Here is a 22,170-nt window from a genome sequence, read left to right as displayed (position 1 = left end):
GGAGTGGGAACGGGTGGGGGTGCGTGTGGAGACGGGTGAGGGTGTGCGAGGAGGGGCCGGGGGCGCCGGGTCAGCCGGTGCAGCCGGCGAAGACCCGCGTGCAGTCCCAGTCGGACTGGCTGACGCCGGAGCAGGTCTCTTCGTCGCCGCCGGTGCAGGGCCGGTCGCGGTTGGCGGACCAGAAGGTCAGCCGGACCAGGTGGTGCTGCTGGGCGTAGGCCAGGATGTGCGGAAGTCGGTGACGGTCTCGTCCATGTCGGTGACGCCGTTCATGGAGGAGATGCCCAGGTGAGACCGGCGGACGCGGCCCGGTTGATCAGGCTGCGGTCGGGGCCGCTCCGGTCGGTGCCGATGGTGACGTACACCTTGAGTCCGCAGGCGTTGATGACCTCACGGTACGCGGCGGCCGGCTCACCGGAGCCGGCACACGAACTCTCCAGCTTGTTGCCGCTGTACCCGCCGAACGAGGGGATCACGTCCCCGCCGTTGGCGCGGACCGTGCTGATGGTCCGTGCGTCTACGCCGCCGGTGAGTGAACGGGCGCCGTCCCATTGGGGTTTGCGGTAGCCGTTGCTGAGGAGGAAGGCGAGGCTGCACCACTTCACGCCGGTGGCGTTGGTGATGGCGGTCGGGCTGGGCGGGTCGCCCCACCCGTTGCAGAGGTAGGGCGCCACCGCGGTGAGCACACCGCCCACGGCGCGGACACGGGGTCGTAGGTACATGCGGATGATCACTGCCTCTCGTCTGTCCGTCGCGTGAGGCGGCGGTGTGGGGGAGACGATGGGTGACGGATGTTCATGACTGTTCACGTCAGTGAACGAAAGGTGTACTTGTGAACCTCTGTGTGCGGTGAACTTAGAGGTCTGGACCAACAGCGTCAAGGGGGTGTACGCACTTCTCTGATGCCGGTGACCGTCGGCACCGGCTTCACAGGGCGGTGCTCAACTGCCCTCCGTCGAACCGGTGTTCAGCAGGATGACCGACCCGACTGGCGGGTGCACGGTCCGGGGGTGCGAGGACGACGGGGACTTCGTCCGTGCAGGCGAACATCCCGGGGAAGGGGTGGACGGTCGGCACACTCACCGGGCCTGGCACGGCGTGCGGGCGCCGTGCCAGGAAGGCACCTGGTGCGTGCCGGTGACGTCCCGGCCGTGAGAACGTCAGGCGGACTGCTGTGCCGCTGCTTCGTCCTGCGCGACGGTCTCACTGCTTCCCGGCTTGGTGTAGAAGACGGAGCTGCCCTGCTTGGCGCGCTGGGCCTGGTTCTTGGCGACGAGGCCCCCGAGCGTCGTGCGGATCACGGTCGTCCTGACGGTGCGTTCTGGGTGCTGCTTGCCCAGCGCGGTGGTGACTTCGGCGGCGGAGCGGGGTCCGCTCTGGGCCGCCAGGTGCTCGCGCACCAGGTCGACGAGCGTGGGCGCGGCCGGTGCTGTGCCGGCACTCTTGCCGGCCTGCTTGGTGGCAGGAGCGGCGGCCTTCGCGGACTTCCCGGCCTTCGAGGGCCTCGACGGCTTCTCGGCTTTGCCGGGCTTGGCCGTGCTCGACGCGGTCGCGGGCTTCTTCTTGCGTGGAGCCGGGACGGCCGAGCTCTTTTTCGGTGCAGGGGCAGCGGGCGCGGTGGGCACGGACGGCAGACCCAGGGCCTGCTGCACGTTCACCAGGATGCTGTGATCCTGCCGCAGGGCGGCCAACTGGGTTTGCAGCGCTTCGATCGATCGAGCCGGTGACGGCGACGCCGATGGAGGAGCCGAACTGGCGGGCGCCGGCGGCAAGCCCACCGGCATCAGCGCGGCCGGCGTGCTGTTCGCCTTCCTGCTGCCGGACACCCCGATCCCCCGCAACCTTCAGGGGACCGCCCCCCACCCAGCCCCGTGACCAGGCCGCTTCCGGGAGCGCCGACTGATCCTCCGCTGCAAGGAGGCGACGGTGCGTCGCCGTATGGGATGCTCCGCTCCTAGATCATCGTGATGACTACGTGAAGAATGTGTCGAAAGAGCCGCCGTCGGCAGGGACGACGGTGACGACGGAGGGGGCATGTACGTGAGCGATCTGGTCAAGGGGGCCAACTCATTCGTTCCGACCGTGTCGTTGCGCATCGCGGTGCGCGGCGAACTGCGGGCGACGGCGCTGCTGCTGGCGGGGGACGGCCGGGTCCGGGGGGACCAGGACGTCGTGACCGACGGCGCGCCGTCGCATCCGTCGGGCGCGGTACGCCTGGCGGGAGGCGCGGACGGCACCACATGGCTGGAGGCGGGGCTCGGCGAGGTCGAGGCGGACGTCGAGCGGGTGCTCGTCGTCGGGTCCACGCGCGGTGGGACGGTGCGCGAGACGGGGGTTCCGTCGGTGGAGGCGTACGCGCCGGACGGGACCTCGGTCGCCCGGTACGAGATGACGGAGGTGGGGGACGAGACGGCGCTGGTGCTCGCGGAGTTGTACCGGCGGGCGGGCGGCTGGAAGTTCCGGGCGGTCGGCCAGGGGTATACGGGCGGGCTCCAGGCGCTTGCGGCGGATCACGGTGTGGGGGTGATGCCGGTGGCGGGGGCGGCGCCGGTGGGCGTGGCGTTCGCATCGCCGACGGGGGCGCCTGCGGCCGCGCCGATACCGACACCCGTGCCTGGGGCACAGGTACCGGCGCCGGCACAGGTACCGACACCCGTACCGGCACCGGCACAGCTACCGACACCCGTACCGGCACCGGCACAGCTACCGACACCCGTACCGGCACAGGCGCCGGCACAGGTACCGACCGTGGCAGTGCCGAGCCCGGCGGCCGCGGCCGCACCCCTGCCGCAGCAGCCTCAGCCGGTGCCGCGGGACTGGGTGTTCGGCCCCGTCTTCGAGCCGCGCACGCTCACCGGCCGCGACAACGACGTCCTCCAGATGGACGGCCTCCCGCCGGGCCCGGTCGTCGTCGAGCTGCTTGTGCGCGGTGAAGGCTGGACGTGTCTCACGCCCCTCAACCGGCGTAACAAGGAGGGCGACGTCCTCGTCAACAGCACCGAGGACGACTTCCAGGGCAGGCTGCTCACCACGGTCCCGCAGGACGGTCCGCTGCGTCTGCGGCTCCAGGCCGAGGGACCCTGGCAGGTGACGGTGCTGCCGCTCGCCGCGGCCCACCGGCTGACCGGGGAGTGGCTTGAGTGGCGCGGCCCGGACGTCCTGCTGCACACGGCGGGCCCGTCCGACTTCGCCATCCGCTACAAGGGCGACGACAACCTCATCGCCCACCGGTACGAGCTCGAGGGCCACACCGACCACGCGACGCTCCCGCGCCGCGAGAACTTCATCAACGAGATCGGCGCCCGCCGGGAGACCCACCCACTGCCCGAGGGTCCGGTGATCGTCGAGCTGGAGATGGCGGACGGGCCGTGGCGGGCCAGGCTCAAGGGCGTCGGACAGCCGGAGGACACCGCGCCCGAGGACAGTGCCACGGTCCAGGCGTTCGCGCCGTTCACGGCGCCGGACCCGGAGCGGACGAACACCGTCCGCAAGTCCCGCTGGGGCTGGCGCGGCAGGGGCTGACCGGCGTACCGGCGGGCGATGCCGGTGGGTGTCCGGTGCGGTCGGTCCACGACCGCACCGGACGCCGCCTGCCGACTGCCCGACATCCAGACCCCGCGCGCTGTGCCGTGCCTTCGCGGCCGGTATGGGCGGGACCCGTCCCATGCCGGCCCTACGCTCCCCGTAGACCTCACTTCTGGGAGATCACATGGCCACCTTCGTACTCGTTCCCGGTGCCTGGCTCGGAGCGTGGGCCTGGGAAGACACCGCCCGCGCGCTGCGCGAACACGGTCACACGGCATGGCCGATGACACTGACGGGCCTGGCCGAGCGCGCCGGCCAGGGCGCGCCGGATACGGACCTGGACACACACATCGCGGACATCACCGGCTTCGTCGAGCGCAATGATCTGCGTGACGTCACCCTCGCCGCCCACGGCTACGCGGGTGCTCCCGTGACCGGGGCGGCCGCACGTCTCGGCGACCGGCTGGAGCGCGTGGTCCACGTGGACAGCGCCCCGTTCACCGCGGGCATGCGCATGCTCGACCTCATGCCGCCGGAAGCGGCGGACCAACTGCGCCGCCAGGTCGACGCCTTCGGCGACGGATGGCGGCTGCCGGTACCGCCCCTCGAGACCCTCGGCCCGACCAGCAGCCTCGACGGACTCGACGAGGACCGGCGGGACGCTCTGCGCTCGCGTGCCACCCCCCAGCCGTTCGGCACCTAGACCCAACACCTCGACGGACCGGCCGAGTTCAGCCCCGACACGGACCGCGTACTGATCGCCTGCCACGACTTCAGGAGCCTGCTGGCCGCCGGGGTACCGATGCCGGCCTTCCTGGACCAGCCGCCGTGGTGTGGCTTCGACCTGCCCACGGGACACTGGCCGATGCTGTCGACGGCCGCCGCACTCGCCGACGCCCTGGACGCGGCCGTCTCCTGACCGCGGCGCCCGTGCCGTACCAGACCGGCACGGTGCGGACCGGGCCGGCACCGTGCGGTCCGGTGCCGCACTGTGCGGACCGCTACGGCACAGCCGCGAAGCGTTGTCCCGGCGCCCCGGCCACGCACACAGTCATCCCCGTGCACAGCCGTGCACCTCGCGTATGTCCGATGTCGAGAGAGGAGTGACCGTGTTCAAGATGCTGGAGACCGCGGGCAGCAGCCTGCTGGCGCGCCTCGTGCCGAAGATGGACGCGTCCGCCCAGGCGTGCGACTACTGGTGGAAGCCGTTCGACTCGTGCTGGCAGTGCGGCGGCGGCCCGTGCGTGGCGTACTGCGCCACCGGCTGCGGCTGCAACGGGGAGTACGAGTGCACCTGAGGGCACTCCGTACGCCCGCGGTGCGGCCCGGCGGTCGCACCACGTCCAAGTGATCGACGGTACGGCGTCCGCGACCGCCTCCGGGCGGGCCGGGCGCCGTGCCGGCACATCGCCACGGGAGCGTCGACGTGCACTATCTGGCCATAGGGGTCCGCTGCTTGATCGGAACGGTCTTCGTCGTATCGTTCATCGGCAAGTTCACCGCGCGGGGCGCGCTCGCCGATCTCGTCGGTTCGCTGCGCGAGCTGCGGCTGCTGCCGGAGAACCGGGTGCGCACCGCCGCACGGCTGCTGACGACGGCCGAAGGGGGCATCGCCGCCCTGCTCATCGCGCCCTCGTCCACCCTCGCGGGGCTCGGGCTGGGTGCCGCGGCCCTGCTGCTCACCGTGTTCGCGGCCGGTATCGGGATCGCGGTACGGCGCGGGGCGCACGCCGTCTGCGCCTGCTTCGGCCCTTCGCAGGTCCCGCTGGGCCGACGTCATGTCGTACGCAACGCGCTCCTCGCGGCCGTCGCCGTCACCGGCATCGCCGCGTCCGCGTCCACCTCCCCGGTGTCCCCGGGGCCGGCCGTGGTCGCCGCGGTGTCCGGGCTGCTGACCGGAGTGCTGATCACCCGGCTCGACGACCTCTTCGACCTGCTCTTTCCGTCCGCCGGTCCCACCGGCCGCTGAGAGGAATCCCTGTGACTTTTCTGCTCGTCCTCACCGTCTTCGTGGGGCTGCTGTGCACGCTGGATCTGCTCCTCACCCTCGGTGTGATCAAGCGGCTGCGCGAACACACCGAGCTACTGGCCGCCGCACGCTCCGCTCCGCCTGCCGCCCAGGTCGGGGACACCATCGGGGAGTTCCACACGGTCGCGGTGGACGGCTCTCCCGTCGGCGCTGATGCGCTACGGGGCGAAACGCTCGTCGGGTTCTTCTCGCCCACCTGTCGCCCCTGCCAGGAGAAGCTGCCGAGGTTCGCCGAACTCGCGGCCGCGCGGGGCGGCAGGCGCGCGGGGGCGCTCGCTGTCGTGGTGACCGAGGAGGACGACGCCGCCGAGTTCGTGGCCGCGCTGGAGCCCGTGGCGCGCGTCGTGGTGGAACAGCGCCAGGGCCCGGTGGGACGTGCTTTCAAGGCGCACTCCTTCCCGACCGTGCTGATGGTCGAGTCGGACGGTGAGCGGCTCCCGGTGGTCACGGACAGCCGGGTGGCCCTGGACGTACCGGCCGGAACGAGCGCATGACCACAGCGCCCTCGCGGACGCGCCGGGTGCCCGCTCCGGCCCGGCGCATCACGGACGCCTGGTCGCTCGCCATCGCGGCGGCCCCGGGGAAGCTCGCCGTCGTCGGCGCCCTCGCACTCGTCGCCGGTCTGCTCCCGCCCGCCACGGCCTGGCTCACCAAGACCGTCCTCGACCGGCTGGCGCACGGCGCTCCGGCCGCGGAGGTGCTGTCGCCGGCCGTGGGGCTCGCGGTCTCGGGCCTGCTGATCGCGCTGATTCCGCAGCTGACGAAGTACTTGAGAGGCGAGCTGGAGCGCGCGGTGGGCCTGGTCACGCAGGAAAGGCTCTTCACGGCCGTCGACCGGTTCACCGGGATCGGCCGGTTCGAGGACCCCGCCTTCCTCGACCGGCTGCGGCTCGCCCAGCAGGCGGGCCGCAGCACCCCCAACGAAGCGGTCGACGGAACGCTCGGCCTGCTGAAGGCGGCCGTGATCGTCACCGGGTTCGTGGGGTCGCTGATGCTGCTGAGCCCCGTGATGTCGGTGCTGGTACTGATCGCGGGGCTGCCCACCTTCATCGCCCAGATCTCGCTGGCCCGCAGCCGCGCCGGGATGTACTGGGCCGTCGGGCCCGACGAACGCCGCGAGATCTTCTACGGCCACCTGCTCTCCAGCGTCGAAGCCGCCAAGGAGATACGCCTCTTCTGCACCGGCGGCTTCCTCCGCGAGCGCATGCTGACGGCCCGCCGCACCGTCAACGTTGCCCGGCGTTCGGTGGACCGCCGCGAGCTCCGGCTCCAGTCCGGCCTGTGCGGGATCGCCTCGCTGGTGTCCGGCGGGGGCCTGATCTGGGCGGCCCTCGCCGCGCGCGGCGGAGCGCTCTCGCTGGGAGACGTCACCGTCTTCGTGGCGGCGGTGGCCGGGGTCCAGGGCGCCATGACCACCCTGGCCACCGAGACCGCCCGGGTGCACCACGCGCTGATCATGTTCGACCACTACGTCGCCACGACCACGGCGGAACCTGATCTTCCTGTGCCGTCCCGGCCCGCCCCGGTACCGCCGCTGCGGCACCACATCGAACTGCGCGACGTGTGGTTCCGCTACTCCGACCAGCACGACTGGGTCCTGCGCGGGGTCAGTCTGCGCATCCCGTACGGCGGATCGCTGGCCCTGGTCGGGCTGAACGGGGCGGGGAAGTCCACGCTGGTGAAGCTGCTGTGCCGGCTCTACGACCCGACACGCGGAGCGGTGCTGTGGGACGGCACCGACATCCGCGACGTCGACCCGTCCGAACTGCGCCGACGGATCGGTGCGGTCTTCCAGGACTACATGCACTACGACATGACGGCGGCCGAGAACATCGCCCTCGGCGACCTCGACGCCCTCGGCGACCGGGACCGGATCCGTGACGCGGCACGACGCGCCGGAATCCACACCAAGCTCGCCCGACTCCCTCAGGCGTACGACACGTTGCTGTCCCGGATGTTCCTCATGGAGTCGGACAAGGACGACCCGGAGACCGGGGTCGTACTGTCCGGCGGACAGTGGCAACGTCTGGCGCTGGCGCGCGCCTTCCTGCGGGACCGGCGCGACTTCATGATCCTCGACGAGCCCTCGGCGGGTCTCGACGCCGAGGCCGAGCACGAGATCCACACCTCGATCCGGGCACATCGCGCGGGCCGCACCAGCCTGCTCATCTCGCACCGGCTCGGAGCGGTACGGGACGCCGACACCATCGTCGTACTCAGCGGCGGCCGGATCGCGGAACAGGGCGATCACGGAGCGCTGATGCAAGCGGGCGGAGAGTACGCCCGGCTGTTCGCGCTGCAAGCTGTCGGCTACCAGGAGCACACGCAGGACGACACCACGACGACGCCGGTGAACGCGCGGTGAGCCGGAACCCGGCCCGGGTGGCGGCCGGTTGCTGCCTGGTCCTCGCGGCCGTCTGCTGCCTGGGAGCAGTGCTCGCCCGCCGCAGTCTCGTCTCCGTGACGGTACACGGGAGCAGCATGGAGCCCACGTACCGTGACGGCGACCGGGTACTGGTCCGCCGCGGTGCCACCCCCGCTCCGGGACACGTGGTGGTCGCTCCTCTGCCGACGTTCACCCCCGGCGACGCGGAAGGGCCACCGACCCGGGTCGTGTTCACGGCGGACCACGAGGGCTGGCTGATCAAACGCGTCGCCTCGGTCCCCGGGGACCCGGTACCCGGCGGGCGGGTGCCCCCGGGCCGGGTCATCCTGCTCGGCGACAACTCCGCCAACAGCCTGGACTCGCGGCAGATCGGCTACTTTCCCGCCGACGCCCTGCTGGGCGTCGTCCTGCGCAGACTGCCCCGGGTCAGCAGATAACCGGCGGTGGCTCCGCACACGGCGGTGCCGAGCACGAGCCCGGTCCTGAGCAGTTCCTGATAGTGACCCGCCTGCCGAGGCGGGGTCGGGGGCGGGTCGTCGGGAACCGCCAGCGCCTGCCGTGCCACCACCCAGGACGGCACCTCGTCGGAGCCCGCACAGGCCCGGACGAAGGCGGCGACCACGGACTGGCTGGGCAGGGTGACCTTGGAGAGCGCACCTGCCAGGGTGCTCGCGGGCAGACAGTCGCCGTTGCCCAGCGCGCGGGCGCTTATCTGCCGGTAGGTCAGTCCGGACCAGGCCTTGAGCTGTTGCATCCGGTCCACGAACTCCCGCGGAGTGGCGACGGGGCCCGGCTGTGGCGGCTGCTTGCACTGCGTCATCTGTCCTCCGAAGGGGTCGCTTGAAGGGGGACCGGGTGCTGGGCCGGGGACCGGGTGCTGGACGGGGTACGGGGTGCTGGACGGGCACCCTGTACCCACCTCCTGCACGCGGCTTCACGTGGCTTCCCTCGTTCCCTCCAGCTACTTGCCGAGGCATACAGCCTGTGGAAGGGAGCCGAAGCCGGGCAAGTGCGCACGGCTGTCCCGGACACCTCCGGTGCTGTCCGGGCAGCTCACGGCCTCGCCCGGACAAGCACCCGGACATCCGCACCCCGGCGGAAACCGGTTGGTCGCAGCGTTTGCGCGTGCCGTTCCCGAAGAAGGAGGACGCCGGGCATGGTCAGGCCCGAAACGCCGCTGCTGTCCGCGACACGGATCGCGGACGGTGCGCTCGAACTCGTCGAGAGCACCGGCGACGTCCAGATGGTCCAGCTCGCCCGGCACCTCGGCGTCGCCCCGTCCCCGCTCTACTCCCACGTGACCGGCCGGGCGCAGGTCATCGATCTCGCCCGGCTGCGGATGCTTGAACAGATGGAGCCGGTGGGCCCGTGCACGACCGGCGTGAGGCCGTGGCTGGTCTCCTGCGCCGGCTCACCGCGCTGCACGTCAGGCACCGGCGCATCCTGCCGCTCATCTTCGCGACCACGTTCACCAGCGAACGTGCCAGCGCGGTCTACGAGCCGATGTTCGCCGCGCTGCTCAAGGGCGGCTTCCGGCCCGACCAACTGCGTCTGATCGTCGCCGCGGTCGAGTTCCAGGTGTTCGGCCTCGCCCAGGGGCTGCCCGAGCCGGCCGTGTCCGAGCACATCCGCGAGACGTTGCCCGCCTACACCGTGTCGGTGGACAACTCGCGGTACGACCTGGTCACCGCGACGGAGTTCTCGGTGGCCATGGGGGGCACGACCGCCCCGGAGCAGTCACCGCACGCGCCCGCGCCGGGGCTGGCGGACCTCGAACGGTTGGTAGCGGCGACCGCGGGCGCGAGGGTACGCGTCGACGTACGCTGCACCGGGGAACGGCGTCCTGTGCCGGCCGACATCGACCTGTCCGCCTACCGCATCGTGCAGGAGGCGGTGACCAACGTGGTCCGGCACGCGGCCACCGGGCATTGCCGGGTGGCCATCGATTACGGGGACGAGAAGCTGTCCGTGGAGGTCGTCGACGACGGGCGCGGCGCCAGGGAAGACAGCTGGGACCACGGCTTCGGCATCATCGGGATGCGGGAGCGAGTCGGTCTGCTGGGCGGTCACTTCACCGCCGGGCCGCGCTCTGAGGGCGGTTTCCGGGTGGCGGCCCGGCTGCCGCTGCCCGCGCCCGCCGGAGTTCGGGTGGAAGCCCCGTGACCGTCCGTGTGGTGCTCGCCGACGACCAGCCGCTGGTTCGGTCCGGTCTACGGGTGATCATGGCTGATCACCCTGATCTGGAGGTCGTCGGTGAGGCCGCCACCGGTGCTGAGGCCGTCCAACTCGTCAGGCACGTCAGCCCCGATGTCGTGGTCTTGGACATCCGGATGCCCGGCATGGACGGGATCGGGGCCACCGCCTGATCACGACCGGACCGGCGACCACACGCGTCCTCGTCCTGACCACCTTCGACGAGGACGACCATGTCTACGGCGCGCTCCGGGCCGGCGCAAATGGCTTCGTGGTCAAAGACATGGCGCTGGACGACATCCTCGCGGCGATCCGCGTGGTCGCCGTTGGCGACGCACTGATCGCGCCCGGGGTGCCACGCCGTCTGATCGCGGACTTCATCGGGCGCTCCGCGGCAGCCACGGCGCGCTCCATCCGGCCGATCGAGGGCATCACCGCGCGGGAGAGGGAAGTGCTGACCCTGGTAGGACGCGGCATCCCATCCAAGATCGAGAAGTGGGACGCGACTCAGGCTGCCGCGAACCTCCGAGAACTCCCGTCCCGGCTACGCCGAGGAGGTTGCCCGCAAACAACTCCGCAAGGACTGACAGCCCGCTCGCCAGTAAGCCCCGGGAAAGTGATGTCACATCCATCATGACAGGTCAGAGGACGTTTTCGTAGGAGGAACGGCACAGGTGACGAGCCTTGTTCGGCCCTCACCGGGACACCCAGAATCCCCGTCATGAATCACTCGGAGAAAGTCGATCAGGATGACATCCTGCGAGCGCGGAACGTGCTGCTCGCATCGGGTCGTCGCACGCCGCGCGAAGAAGTCGACGCCTACCGAGTGCTGGCCCAGGTCAGCCCCGCCTCGTACCTGCCGCTCCTGGTCAGGGCGCTGCAACGGCTGAGCTACGAAACCGGCGCCGACGAGAAGCATGCGACCTGTCTCGCGTTGCGCGAGGAGGCGGTGGCTGTGGCGCGGTCCATGGATCCGGCCGAACCCTCACGCGCGGATGTTCTTTACAGGGCCCTCGACACGTGCCAGCAAGAGCTGTACAGCCTGGGTCAACGCGCCGAAGGACTCGCCATGCGCGCCGAGATGCTGGCCATTGGCCGTGCACAAGCCGAACTGTCCGGAAACTCCGTGGCCGCAGGGCTGCATGAGTGGGCTGCCGGACTTTCCGAGGAGGGCCGGTATGCCGAGGCCGCCGATGCCATGACCGAACTGGTCGCAGCAGAGCTGGCCGATGGGACGGCCTGCGGGATTCTCGCCTGGTCACTCCTGGACTGGATCGCCACTCTCCACGACGCCGGCCGGTCCAGCGAGACACTCGCCGCGTTCGAGACACTCGTCAGCATGGAAGCGGCCGAAGCCGCGAACGACCGCGGTCCGATGGCCTGCCATCTGTACTCGCTCATCGGGTACGCGCAGATGCTCGACACCCACGGCCGGGGCGAGCAGGCGGCCCTCGTGCGACAAGAGGCACTCGCCTTGCTGACGGAGTTGGCCGATACCGGTGAGCGGAAGTCCTGGAGTGGCTATCAGACGTCGTTCTGGGTGGTGCTGCTGACCCTCTCCGGTGCGGAAAGCGATCGGCCTGCGCCCGATGGGCCGCGTCCGCCTTCGGGGGCGGCGCCCGTGCAGTGGTCGCCCGATGCCAGGCAGCGCTACTTCGACAACCTTCATGCCCTCCGCGAAGAGGTGGACGCCCTTGCCGCGCGAGCCACCGAGGATCCGGACCGGCATCTGGCCGAACTGGTCCGGCTGCATCGGGTCCTCACCGTCCGCTCCGCCGTCTACTGGGAGAACCGTATGGCTCAGTTCGCGAAGCGAGTGCGCTCCCTGTTCGACGACGGAGTGAGCCTGGCCCGTCGGCTGTCTCAGCAGAACCCGGCAGACGGAAAGCGGACACTGGCCAGGAGCCTGATCGACCGATCGACCTTCCACACCGCCGTCTTCGAGTTCGGGCCCGCCCTCGACGACTTCCGCCATGCTCTCAGATGTCTGAAAGAGGCCGACTGACCTGATCCGGCCGACGTCCCGACCGCCCGGCGGCAGGCGGTGAGTACATGGCCGGGCGGGGGTCTCGGGCTGGTGAGCGGCTGGGCGGGGGAGCGGAACAGCCAGGTGCGGTGTGCATCAAACGCAGTGTCCTCAATGTCATAACTGGCCCCCGTTCACACCCTGGTTCTGGCCGAATCCAGCGGGCCCTTGTCGCAAAAGGGGCGGGTAACGTCGTGGTCTCTTCCGGCCGCCGCGCGCTTGGGCCCCGAAAGCCTGCCCCACCTGCGCGCGCTCGTCGTCGGAGACGACGAACTGCTCGCGGCGAAGGCGGCGTACGCGGCCAGTTTCCTGGAAGGAGGCACCGGCCGGGACGTGGTCGCGGCCGCGGTGCAGAGCGAGGCGCCCGTACTGCGGGTGGCGGCTGCCGGCGCCGTGGTGAACCTGCCGACGGAGTCCGCCGCGGGCGTTCTCAGCGAGCTGGTGGCCGACTCCGACCCCGGGGTACGCAAAGTGGCCGTGGCGGCCGTTCCGGCCGACGCTCCGGAGTCGCTGACCGCCCTTGCCCAGCAGGCGGCCCCGGCGGGAGCGGGCACCGCACCGCCTCCCGCGTCTCCGGGCGGTGTGCGGACGGACTCGAGCCCGATGCCGGGCGAGGGCGGATCACCAGGCCTGATGCCGGGCGAGGGCGGATCACCAGGCCTGATGCCGGGCGAGGGCGGATCACCAGGCCTGATGCCGGGCGAGGGCACGTCGTCCGGCTTGATGCCGGGCGAGCGGTCCGGGTGGTGGCATGGGAGACAGCGGCATGGGAGGCCACGGAACGCCACCAGCGAAGGGGAAAATGCCCGGCGAAGCCTGACCTGGCGGGACGTATCTCGAAGGTGCAGGTCAGGTCAGGGTTGGCGCAGTGGCGCAGTGGCGCAGTGGCGCAGTGGCGCGAGGGCTCGGTCGAGGTATGGGGCCGTTGCGTTCACAGGCGTCCTCGGACGGGCTGTAGCGCGGCTGCTGCGGCGCATCCCCCTGCGGCTCAAGGTCTCCCAGCGGGGGGCGTGCTGATCCGTTGTGTCCCAGGAACTGGAGAAAGGCTCGGAGCGGGCTTCCTCATGGGGTAGATGTCGCGAGGTGCTGGGACGGCTGTGCGCTGCGTCCGGCGAGCACATCGGCGTTGTCTCCATGAGCCGTTAGCCTGGCTGGCTGTCCCGGCTCGCTCAACGGCGAGTGGGGCAGCAAGCGTCGAGCGAATGGAGAAGACCCGTGCCGCACCTGGACACATCTGCCCACCCAACGCCTCGCGAGGTGCTGGCCCGCTACTACCAGGCCATGCTCGACAAGTCCGCGGACGATCTCGCTGACCTGTATGCCGTGGACGCGGTGCACGAGTTCCCGTTCACCTCTCCCGGGTTCCCTGCGCGCTACGAGGGGCGCGAGGCCGTGCGGGCGGGTTACCGGGCGGCCTGGGGGAGCAGTCCCGTTCAGGTGCGGGAGGTCAGGGAGATCGCGGTCTACGAGACCGCCGGACCGGAAGTGATCGTCGCCGAGCATGTCGTGGTGGCGACGCTGCCGGCCAGGCGCACGACTTTCACCGTCCCCGGTCTCCTGATACTCGACGTCCACGACGGGCTGATCAGGCGGGCCCGCGACTACATGGACGGCCTGGGACTCGCCAACGCCAGGAAGTGAGGGCCCGACGACAGCACGCGGGTTCGGCGCGGCGGCCGGGTGGGGGCCGACCCCGCTGAAGCCGACACCGCTTGAACACCTACGGGACCGCCGACGGGATCACGGCATCGAACCTAGGAGACGGCTCCCGCATGTTGTTCGTCGTCTGCGCGCAGGCGCGTGGCGGTGTCGCGGGCCTGCTCGAACGACGTGAGGGTCATGCGCAGGTCGAGTTCGTCGTGGAGGGCGCTGGTGACCTTGGACAGGCTTCGTTTGAGGTGGCCGGCCGGCACCGGTGGCTCGGCGGGCCGCCGGGCACGCAGGTGTGCGGCCGCGGTGCGCAGCTCGTCCAGGGTGTAGCGGCCGCGGTTGGTCCACCAGGGCAGGCTGGAGGTGATCTGGTACGCCCAGTGCCGGTGGCACGCCTCCTCCAGCAGGTCGCGCACCGCCTCCACGCGCTTGCGGCTGAGTCCTCCGGTCGTGTAGCGGAACTGGTCACGGTTGAGGTTGAGGGGTTGGGTGTCCCCGTCGATGACCTGGAGTCCGTTCAGCCGGTGCTGGGTGGCGAGGAGTTCGTCCGGGGCACGGCGGGTGAGCCGGTAGCGGCCGGACTTGATGGTCAGGACGTGGTCGCCGTGTTCCTCCAGGAACGACAGCCAGCGCAGTGACCGGTTGATCGGTTCGCCGGGCACCCCCACGATGATGAAGACGTGGACCTGGATGCCCGCGTCGTACAGGTTGTGCAGGATCTTCCCGTAGTTGGCGGGGTGGTTCCAGGGTTTGGCCTCCTGCCGGAGGGTGGCCGGGTCGAGGGATTCCAGCCCGAGCTGGACCGCTGTGCAGCCCGCCTCGGCCAGTGCCTGGCACCGGCCCGGGTCGAGCAGCTGGTCGCTCGCGGTGAGGTAGCACTGCCAGCTGGCGCGGTGGCCGATCCGCGCCAGCTCGCGGCCGATCTTCAACTGCCGGGGGATGGTCAGGTATTCGTCGACGAAGTCGATACGTGTGGCACCGAGCGCGGCGATGTGTTCGGCGACGCGCCGTTCGGACATCACGCGGGGCTTGTGCAGGAAGGTGTCACTGCCGGCGGCTATCGAGCAGAACCCGCAGCGCATGGGGCAGTTGGACATCGTGTACAGCGGGGGCACGAAATCGGGGCACCACTGCCGTATGCCGCGATCGAACACGGGAGTGGGCAGTGTCTCGTAGTCGACGGGTGCCGGGGTGCGCGGAGTGAGACGCACCGTATCGCCGTCACGCCGGACGACACCCGGCACGGTGGCCGGATGGGCTCCCTCGACCAGGTCGGCCATGGGCTGGAAACCCTCGGAATAGACGATCGCGTCCCAGTGGTCGAAAAGAACGGCGAATCGTGGGTCACGGTAGGCGTCCGTGACGCGGGACCAGTAGTTGCCGCCCATGAGGAGCCGGGTCCTCGGTAATTGTTCACGCACGAGACTGGCCAGTACACAGGCGCTGACCAGTTGCCGTTCGTCGGCGACGCTGATGCCGACGACGTCCGGGGCGACGGCCCGGATGCGGGCGAGTTCGATTTCAGCGAAGTAGTCGTGGAATATGTGCCTTTCGCGCTGGTCGATCGCCGCGAGGATCTGGCCGACGTCTCCTTTGAAGAGCCGTGAATCGCAGATGACGTTGTTGCGCTGGACGGTGAAGTGTTCGGTTGCCGACGGGATGCCCGCCGATATCCGCTCGAAGAGGACGCGGGCGTCGTGCCGTTCGAGCACCGTCGCGTCCGGAGCGCGGACGGTGGCCAGCGCTTTGTCCACGGGCTCGCCTCCGTGCCGCCGCAGTACGTACTCGACAGCCTCGATGTGGCCGTAATGCTGTACCACGCTGTGGCCGCGGGCCTGGAGGAAACCGGCGAGGTAGGCGATGCCCATGGGTAGATGCCAGATGCTGGATGCCGGTGGGTATGTCAGATATACCAAGCGGTGATCAGTCACTGGTGTCGTCACTCCACTGAAAGAGTACCCTTACCGGAGGTAACTGCCTTGCTTCGAGGAAACGAGGAAATTAGAACGTAGCCAATTCTGCCCAGGCCGACAAGCGAACGTCTGAAGCGGCCGGAAACCCGTCATGTGCCCGCACCGCCAGCTTGTTCATTCAACACGGGCATCCCGCACACTCTTCGGTGCGCTGAAATCAGTCATTTCTCATCCTGAAGCGGTCCGCTGCTTCCTAGCCCGGAATGTATTCGTTAGCGTGCCCTGCATCGGCGGCAGACGGGCCGCGGAACGGGCCGGGGTGGCGGAAGAGGCAGACGCGCTCGATCCTCTGGATCGAGTGCCCCCTCAAGGGGCGTGGAGGTTCGAAACCTTCCCCCGGCACCGACGAAGAACGCAGCGGGACCGGGTCTCAGACCCGGTATGCCGCCACGTAGCGCCGGGGGTCACCCCGCAGATCCGTGCGCCACCGGTGCGCGCACTGCTGGGCGAACGTACGGTCCGTGGCCAGTACCTCGTCCAGGGGATCGAGGTACTCCAGCACCCGCGGGCTCTCACGTCCGGCGGTCACCCGCGCCGCCAGTCCCCGCCGCGCCAGCCGTACGAGTTCGGCGGCGAGGTCGCGCACGCGGTCCGGGCCGAGCCGGGTGTCCAGCCCCGTCCTCGGGATCTTCGCCATGGCGGCACGCTGCTGCCCCGCGGTGTAATGCCCCGTCAACCGCCAGGCGTCCGAACGCGCCACCGGGTCGTAGCTGAGCCCCGCCCACAGGGCCGGCACGGCGGCCAGGTGCGGATAGGCCGGTCCGTCCGCGGCACGCAGCTCCAGCGTCCGGCGCACGCGCACATGCGTCCAGATCTGTGACAGGTGGGCGTCCCAGTGACCGAGGTCAGGAAGCGAACCGTCGTCGAACCCGTCCCGCAGGAGCGACGCGAACGGCCGTTCCGGCGCCCGCCGGAGTTGGTCCGTCCCGTCCCGGTAGAAGACCATGGGCTTGTCCAGCACCCACTCGGTCAGGTCGTCGAAGCCCGCCGCGCCGCTGAGTGCCGGGGTCACCAGGCCGCAGCGCGCCGGGTCCGTGCGCGTCCAGTTCCACGACCGGCGCGAGAGCAGCCCGTCGAGCCGGCCGTCGTGCAGCGGGGAGTTGACAAACAGGGCCGTGACCACCGGAGACGCTGCCGCCTGCATGCGCAGCTTCGCGGTGAAGTCCTCCTCCGACAGGTAGTCCAGGTGCACCTGCGTGCACGTCGACAGCGCCAGGATCTCCGCACCGCCGCTGCCCGCCGGGCCGAGGTCCGCGAAGTGCGCCCGCAGGAGGCGGCCACGGGCGAGCGGCACCCAGTCGACGGTCTCGATCCGGTTGAACGGCAGGTGCGCGCCGGGCAGCAGAGCCAGACCGAACCGCCGGGCGAGCTCGGACAACCGCTCCAGTACGTCCCTGACCGTCGTCACCGCCGTCACCACGTCGGCGGCCGGGGCGGCCGAGTACTCGATCTGACCGCCGTGTTCGAAGCCGAGCAGTCCGCCGTCGGCCAGGCGCACTCCGGCCAGTTCACCGGCGTCGTACAGCGCCTCCCCGCCCCACTCGGCGAGCACCGCCCGCAGCACGGCCAGCACGCCGTTCGGCCCCCGGTAGGGAGCGGCCCGCCCGGTGCCCGGGTCCACCACCCCGCACTCGACCTCCACCCCGACGCGTTCGGCCGCCGCCGGGGTGAAGACCGTCCTGAGGTCGTCGTGCTGCCTCTCCTGTGTGGCCACCGCCGACTCTCCTCACCCGGACGCGACCCGGACGCGACCGACCGTCATCTCGAGTATGGCATTTGTCCGGTACGTCACCAGGTAACCGGGAGGCGATGGATCCCGTAGATCGCCATGGCCGTCTTGAACGGGATGTCGTCCGGTCCGCAGTCGAGCCGGAGGCCGGGGAAACGGCGGAAGAGCGCAGGGTAGGCCAGCTGAAGCTCCACGCGGGCGAGGTTCTGGCCGAGGCACTGGTGGGGGCCCGAACCGAAAGCCAGGTGCCTGCGGGCCGGCCGGCCGACGTCCAGGCGGTCGGGATCTTCGAAGACCGCCGGGTCACGGTTGGCGGCGGCACCGGCACAGATGACGGCATCACCGGCGGCGATCCGCACACCGCCGATCTCGATGGGCTCCAGAGCCACCCGGCGCTGCCCCAGGTGAAAGATGGTCAGGTACCGCAGCAGTTCTTCGACGGCGTTGGCCACCTGGTCGCAAGTGCCGTCACGGACGACGGCGAGCTGTTCCGGGTGCTGAAGGAGGACGCAGATCCCCAGAGCGACCATGTTGGCGGTCGTCGCGTGTCCGGCGATGAGAAGGAGGCGGGCCTCGGTGGCGCATTCCTCCTTCGTGCTGACGCCGGCGGCGATCTGTCGGGACGTGATGCGGCTGAGCAGATCGTCGCCGGGGTTGTTCAGCTTGTACTCGATGAGGTCGCTGAGATACGCGACAAGACGCTCGGAGATCGCGAGCACCGCTTCGGGTGTGGCGCGGGTGTCGACCACGATCGTGCTGGCCCGCTGGAAGAACGCGTGGTCGCGGTAGGGGACACCGAGCAGTTCGCATATGACCAGGGACGGCAGGGGCAGCGCGAAATCGGGCACGAGGTCGGCGGGCGGACCCTGCTGTTCCAGGGCGTCGAGCAGACCGTCGATGACGTGCTGGATGCGGGGGGCCAGCCGCCGGGTGTTCTTGACGGTGAAGTACGGCATGTAGGCGCGCCGCCGGTTGTTGTGTTCCGGGTTGTCCATGGAGATGAAGGACCGGCTGTAGGCGCGCGCGGCTTCGCTCCCCGCGCTGGTGCTGGGGTAGCCGGGAAGGGTGTTGTCGGCGCTGATACGACCGTCGCGCAGCAGGGCGACTTGGTCGGCGTGCCGGGTGATGAGCCAGGCCGTCCGGCCGTTCCACAGCGAGACGCGGGAGACGGGTGCGCGGGCCAGCCGGTCGGTCGTCATGGGGGGAGGGTCGAACGGGCAGCCCGGAGCGCGTTCGGCCGGCCAGGGGGCGGGGGCGAGGGCGGTGGCGGTGGGAGCGTTGGGGGCCTGAGGCATGTCGTTCCCCCTCGTACGAGGCGGTGGTCAGGTTGTGGTGATGGTCGCGGTGGTCCCTCGCGCGGTACGCCAGTCGTCCCTTGAGGAGCGACTCGACCGGGCCCATCGACACCGATCGGGCACCGAGGAAGGGTCTTTCCACGACGATACGTGCGATGTGCGCGCAGGCGCGATGCGCTGACGGGGGCGTCGTCACGGGGAACGGGGCGCTGCGACGGCTTCGCCGCGGCAGCCGCACAGCCCTTCACTCTCGGCGCGTACGAACGTACACTCGCCCTGACGGAAATCTAGACCACGTGGTAAGTATTTCTGCCGCCCTCGCGAACTACCGCCACCACCGAAAGGACAGGGCGTGGAGAGCATCACCAAGAACCGGCAGTCCCCCGGGACGCTGCGCGCCATGATCGAGCGCGCCTACGGAGCCGAACAGGTTCCCGCCGGGGACTCATGGGCCGGCGAACTGGGGCACGGCTGGTTCAACGTCGCCTACCGCATCCGGCTGCGGGACGGGGCCGACGTCGTCCTGAAGATCGCCCCGCCTCCGCACGTGGAGGTCATGACCTACGAGCGCGGCGCGATGTCGATCGAGCTGAAGACGCTGGACCTGATCCGCACGCACACCTCGGTGCCGGTCCCCGACGTCCACTTCGCCGACCAGAGCCACGACCTGTGCGACGCCGATTACTTCTTCATGCCGTACATCGACGCCGACAACCTCGGCATCGTCTCCGCGGGGCTTCCCGCCGCCGAGCGCGAGGCATACACGGAGCAGCTCGGTGCGGCCAACCGCGAGATCAACTCCATCCGCGGCCCCGGCTTCGGCCCGCTCGCGGGGCCCCACGATCCGAGCTGGCGGCGGGTGTTCACCGGCATCGTCGAGGACGTCCTGGCCGACGGTGAACGCCGCGGTGTCGACATCGGCTGGGAGTACGACGTCGTACGTGCGGTGGTGGCCGAACACGCGGGAAGCCTCGACGAGGTGACCGAACCGCGTCTGGTCGAGTGGGACCTGTGGGACAGCAACGTCATGGTCCGCGACGGCAAGATCGCCTGCATCATCGACCACGAACGCGCCGTCTACGGCGACCCGTTGATCGAAGCGGGCTTCACGGGCACCCAGATATCCGCCTTCGGCGACGCGACACCCTTCATGCGCGGCTACGACCACACCGAGCTGACCGAGACCCAGCGGGTGCGCCGCCGCCTGTACTGCCTCCACCTGATGCTGATCATGGTCATCGAGACCGTGTACCGCGGCCACACCGACAGCAAGCAGTACGACTGGGCCCGCCCCCGTCTCGACGAAGCGATGGCACTGCTCGGCCGCACCCGCCGGTGACGCGCCGACGCGCCGCGCCCGCCACGGCAGCCGACCGCACCACTTCGCTCGGCACCGAGCCGGTGGGCCGGCTGCTGTGGCGGGCCTGCACCCAGACCACGGCCGCAGTCGGCGTCTACGGCATCTACGCCCTGACCAACGCCTGGTTCGTCGGCCATGGCGTGGGCGACACGGCGATGGCGGCGGTCAACCTGGTCGCACCGCTCCTGCTGCTGCTTGGCGCGGTGTCGACCACCGTCGGCGCGGGCGGCGCCTCCCTCGTCTCCCGTGCCCTGGGCGCGGGGGACCGGCGGGCCGCCGCGCGCGCCGCGGGCAACTCCTTCACCCTGTTCTGGGCCTGCGCGGCCGCCACCACCGTGCTCGGACTGACCTTCCTCGACCCGCTGCTCACACTGCTCGGCGCCCAGGGCGGCCTGCGCCAGAGCGCACGCCCCTACGCCGTCGTGCTGCTGTGCGGAGCGCTCCTCTCCACCGGCTTCTCCAGCCTCGTACGCGCCGAGGGCAGGATGGGCTACTCGACACTGCTGTGGCTCGTGCCCGTCGCCGTGCAGATCGCGCTCGATCCGCTGCTGATCTTCGGGTTCGGCATGGGGGTGCGGGGCGCCGCCCTGGGCACCGTCGGCGGCCAGGCCGTCTCCGCGGTGATGAGCCTGTGGTTCTTCTTCGCGCAGCGCCACCGCCCCTACCGCATCGCCCTGGGGGATCTGCGGCCCCACGGACCGACGCTGCGGGCCCTGCTGGGCATCGGCCTGCCCTCGTTCCTGGCCGGAACGGGCGTCACGATCCTGGCCGTTCTCGTCAACGCCACCCTCGCGGCCACCGGATCGGCCACCGCGCTGGCCGCCTATGCCGTCTGCGCCCGCTTGCAGACGTTCGTGATGATGCCGCACACCGGCATCGGCCAGGGACTACAGCCCATCGTCGGCTTCAACAGCGGCCGTGGCCTGACCGGCCGCGCCTTGCGCGCCCGCGATCTCGCCCTGCTCGCGTCCCTGCTGTACGGCCTGCTCACCGCCGCGGCCCTCGCCCTGCTGGCCGAACCCCTGGCCGGACTGTTCCTCAACGACCCCGGCACCGTCACCACCGCCGGACGGGCACTGCGCGTCATCGCCGTCGGCCTGACCGCCGCCGGAATCGGCCCCCTGGTGGCGGCCTACTCCCAGTCCCTGGGCCGGCCCGCACCCGCGTACCTGACATCCATCGGCAGCCTGCTACTGATCAAGATCCCGCTGATCGTGACACTCGGCCGGCTGGGCACCGGCGGCGTCTGGGCAGCACTGGCCGCCGGTGAACTCGCCACAGCCGCCGTGGCACTGGTGCTGCTGCGGCGCCTTCGCGGCGCTACCGCAAAGGCTCCTTGAGGAGCTGCTGCACGAACGCGCGCAGAGTCCCCGCCATGTCCACTTCCCCGGGGCTGGTCAGCCACTGCACCTGCAACCCGTCCATCAGCGCCACGAAACCCACCGCCGCCGTCTCGGCGTCGACCCCGTCCCGCAGCACCCCCTGCTCGGCCATCTCCCGCAGCGCACGGTGCACGTACGCGCGTGTCTTCGCGTAGTGCGCCTGGAAGTACCCGTGCGCCGGATGGTCCTCGGTGATGGCCTCGGCGGCCAACCGCACGTACAGGTCGACCATCCCCTGACGCCGAGCGTTGTATTCGGCCAGCTCGACCAGATGCCGGACCGCGGCCCGGGGCGAGGGAACCTTCGGCGCGACCCGCGCGTCGTCCTCCTCGTCCCGGCGCTCCAGCACCGCCGTCAGCAGCGCCTCGCGGTTGGGAAAGTAGTAGAGAAGACCCACGTGGCTGATCCCGGCCCGCTTCGCGATCTCCCGCAACGAGGCACCGTGATACCCCACATCCGCGTACACCTCGGCAGCCGCCGACACGATCTGCTCACGACGGGCGCGCCCCTTCGCATACCCCCGCGAAGACCCCGGCACATTGGCTTCACCAGCAGACATGCCCTCATCATCGCAGCAGCGCTCCGTGCCACCGTCGTGCAGGTGATGACGTGATGGGCCGGG

The 22,170-nt window shown here is 70.4% G+C and carries 18 protein-coding genes, 1 tRNA gene and 2 pseudogenes; 14 read left to right on the top strand and 7 right to left on the bottom strand.

From position 1 onward, the window contains the following. Nucleotides 1–70 precede the first annotated feature (70 nt). Together ACFV6E_RS07785 and ACFV6E_RS07780 are read right to left on the bottom strand one after the other, a co-directional pair. Nucleotides 71–677: pseudogene (locus tag ACFV6E_RS07785) on the bottom strand (chitinase); the annotation flags it as partial. 483 nt (nt 678–1,160) lie between these two features. Continuing rightward, nucleotides 1,161–1,826, bottom strand: coding sequence for a hypothetical protein (locus tag ACFV6E_RS07780; protein ID WP_385459923.1), 666 nt, complete (start codon nt 1,824–1,826; stop codon nt 1,161–1,163). A gap of 208 nt (nt 1,827–2,034) precedes the next feature. Here ACFV6E_RS07780 and ACFV6E_RS07775 point away from each other — a divergent pair, with 208 nt between their 5' ends. The 7 genes from ACFV6E_RS07775 (at nt 2,035) to ACFV6E_RS07745 (ending at nt 8,377) form a co-directional block, all read left to right on the top strand. Further along, nucleotides 2,035–3,522 carry a TerD family protein gene (locus tag ACFV6E_RS07775; protein WP_385459921.1) on the top strand — a complete coding sequence of 496 codons (1,488 nt, stop codon included), beginning with the start codon at nt 2,035–2,037 and terminating at the stop codon, nt 3,520–3,522. Nucleotides 3,523–3,709: 187 nt separating this feature from the next. After that, nucleotides 3,710–4,228, top strand: a complete 519-nt coding sequence (locus ACFV6E_RS07770; RefSeq protein ID WP_385172821.1) for an alpha/beta fold hydrolase — start codon at nt 3,710–3,712, stop codon at nt 4,226–4,228. A gap of 406 nt (nt 4,229–4,634) precedes the next feature. Next, complete coding sequence (locus ACFV6E_RS07765) at nt 4,635–4,823, top strand: hypothetical protein (protein ID WP_385172824.1); 189 nt, start codon at nt 4,635–4,637, stop codon at nt 4,821–4,823. Between the two features lie 98 nt (nt 4,824–4,921). Continuing rightward, the gene (locus tag ACFV6E_RS07760) at nt 4,922–5,494 is read left to right on the top strand and encodes a MauE/DoxX family redox-associated membrane protein (protein WP_385459919.1); all 573 of its coding nucleotides are present in this window, start codon (nt 4,922–4,924) and stop codon (nt 5,492–5,494) included. An 11-nt stretch (nt 5,495–5,505) separates the two neighbouring features. After that, nucleotides 5,506–6,048, top strand: coding sequence for a TlpA family protein disulfide reductase (locus ACFV6E_RS07755; RefSeq protein ID WP_385459917.1), 543 nt, complete (start codon nt 5,506–5,508; stop codon nt 6,046–6,048). Continuing rightward, nucleotides 6,045–7,919: an ABC transporter ATP-binding protein gene (locus ACFV6E_RS07750; protein WP_385459915.1), complete on the top strand. Its 1,875-nt coding sequence runs from the start codon at nt 6,045–6,047 to the stop codon at nt 7,917–7,919. The genes ACFV6E_RS07755 and ACFV6E_RS07750 overlap by 4 nt, the downstream gene beginning before the upstream one ends. Continuing rightward, nucleotides 7,916–8,377, top strand: a complete 462-nt coding sequence (locus ACFV6E_RS07745) for a S26 family signal peptidase (protein WP_385172834.1) — start codon at nt 7,916–7,918, stop codon at nt 8,375–8,377. The genes ACFV6E_RS07750 and ACFV6E_RS07745 overlap by 4 nt, the downstream gene beginning before the upstream one ends. On the opposite strand, the gene ACFV6E_RS07740 is transcribed toward ACFV6E_RS07745, so the two are convergent. Then, nucleotides 8,314–8,760, bottom strand: coding sequence for a hypothetical protein (locus tag ACFV6E_RS07740; RefSeq protein WP_385172836.1), 447 nt, complete (start codon nt 8,758–8,760; stop codon nt 8,314–8,316). The genes ACFV6E_RS07745 and ACFV6E_RS07740 overlap by 64 nt on opposite strands. 548 nt (nt 8,761–9,308) lie before the next feature. Here ACFV6E_RS07740 and ACFV6E_RS07735 point away from each other — a divergent pair. The 4 genes and pseudogenes from ACFV6E_RS07735 (at nt 9,309) to ACFV6E_RS07720 (ending at nt 13,800) form a co-directional block, all read left to right on the top strand. After that, nucleotides 9,309–10,103 carry a sensor histidine kinase gene (locus ACFV6E_RS07735; protein WP_385459913.1) on the top strand — a complete coding sequence of 265 codons (795 nt, stop codon included), beginning with the start codon at nt 9,309–9,311 and terminating at the stop codon, nt 10,101–10,103. Then, a pseudogene (locus ACFV6E_RS07730) lies at nt 10,100–10,611 on the top strand (response regulator transcription factor); the annotation flags it as partial. The gene ACFV6E_RS07735 and the pseudogene ACFV6E_RS07730, both read left to right, overlap by 4 nt. 243 nt (nt 10,612–10,854) lie before the next feature. Continuing rightward, nucleotides 10,855–12,138, top strand: coding sequence for a hypothetical protein (locus tag ACFV6E_RS07725; RefSeq protein ID WP_385459911.1), 1,284 nt, complete (start codon nt 10,855–10,857; stop codon nt 12,136–12,138). A 1,236-nt stretch (nt 12,139–13,374) separates the two neighbouring features. Beyond that, a complete protein-coding gene (locus tag ACFV6E_RS07720) occupies nt 13,375–13,800 on the top strand; it encodes a nuclear transport factor 2 family protein (RefSeq protein WP_385459910.1) in 426 nt (141 codons plus the stop codon). 113 nt (nt 13,801–13,913) lie between these two features. Here the strand turns inward: ACFV6E_RS07720 and ACFV6E_RS07715 are convergent, their stop codons facing one another. Further along, nucleotides 13,914–15,677 carry a B12-binding domain-containing radical SAM protein gene (locus tag ACFV6E_RS07715; RefSeq protein WP_385459908.1) on the bottom strand — a complete coding sequence of 588 codons (1,764 nt, stop codon included), beginning with the start codon at nt 15,675–15,677 and terminating at the stop codon, nt 13,914–13,916. Nucleotides 15,678–16,035: 358 nt separating this feature from the next. Between ACFV6E_RS07715 and ACFV6E_RS07710 the strand changes: the two genes are divergently transcribed. Beyond that, nucleotides 16,036–16,124: transfer RNA gene (locus ACFV6E_RS07710), tRNA-OTHER, on the top strand. Between the two features lie 28 nt (nt 16,125–16,152). Here ACFV6E_RS07710 and ACFV6E_RS07705 read toward each other — a convergent pair. Both ACFV6E_RS07705 and ACFV6E_RS07700 read right to left on the bottom strand, forming a co-directional pair. After that, the gene (locus tag ACFV6E_RS07705; protein WP_385459906.1) at nt 16,153–17,496 is read right to left on the bottom strand and encodes a glutamate-cysteine ligase family protein; all 1,344 of its coding nucleotides are present in this window, start codon (nt 17,494–17,496) and stop codon (nt 16,153–16,155) included. A 74-nt stretch (nt 17,497–17,570) separates the two neighbouring features. After that, on the bottom strand, nt 17,571–18,710 hold the full coding sequence (locus ACFV6E_RS07700) for a cytochrome P450 (RefSeq protein WP_385459904.1): 1,140 nt from the start codon (nt 18,708–18,710) through the stop codon (nt 17,571–17,573). 448 nt (nt 18,711–19,158) lie between these two features. Between ACFV6E_RS07700 and ACFV6E_RS07695 the strand changes: the two genes are divergently transcribed. Both ACFV6E_RS07695 and ACFV6E_RS07690 read left to right on the top strand, forming a co-directional pair. Further along, entirely contained in the window at nt 19,159–20,145 is a 987-nt protein-coding gene (locus ACFV6E_RS07695) for a phosphotransferase family protein (RefSeq protein ID WP_385459902.1), read from the top strand. Then, nucleotides 20,142–21,506, top strand: coding sequence for an MATE family efflux transporter (locus tag ACFV6E_RS07690; protein WP_385459900.1), 1,365 nt, complete (start codon nt 20,142–20,144; stop codon nt 21,504–21,506). Before ACFV6E_RS07695 ends, ACFV6E_RS07690 begins: the two co-directional genes overlap by 4 nt. Here ACFV6E_RS07690 and ACFV6E_RS07685 read toward each other — a convergent pair. After that, entirely contained in the window at nt 21,487–22,107 is a 621-nt protein-coding gene (locus tag ACFV6E_RS07685) for a TetR/AcrR family transcriptional regulator (protein ID WP_385172865.1), read from the bottom strand. The genes ACFV6E_RS07690 and ACFV6E_RS07685 overlap by 20 nt on opposite strands. Between the last annotated feature and the right edge of the window lie 63 nt (nt 22,108–22,170).

It is taken from the genome of Streptomyces sp. NPDC059785, assembly GCF_042732375.1.
GTDB lineage: Bacteria > Actinomycetota > Actinomycetes > Streptomycetales > Streptomycetaceae > Streptomyces.
This window is presented reverse-complemented; position numbering and strand designations above follow the sequence as displayed.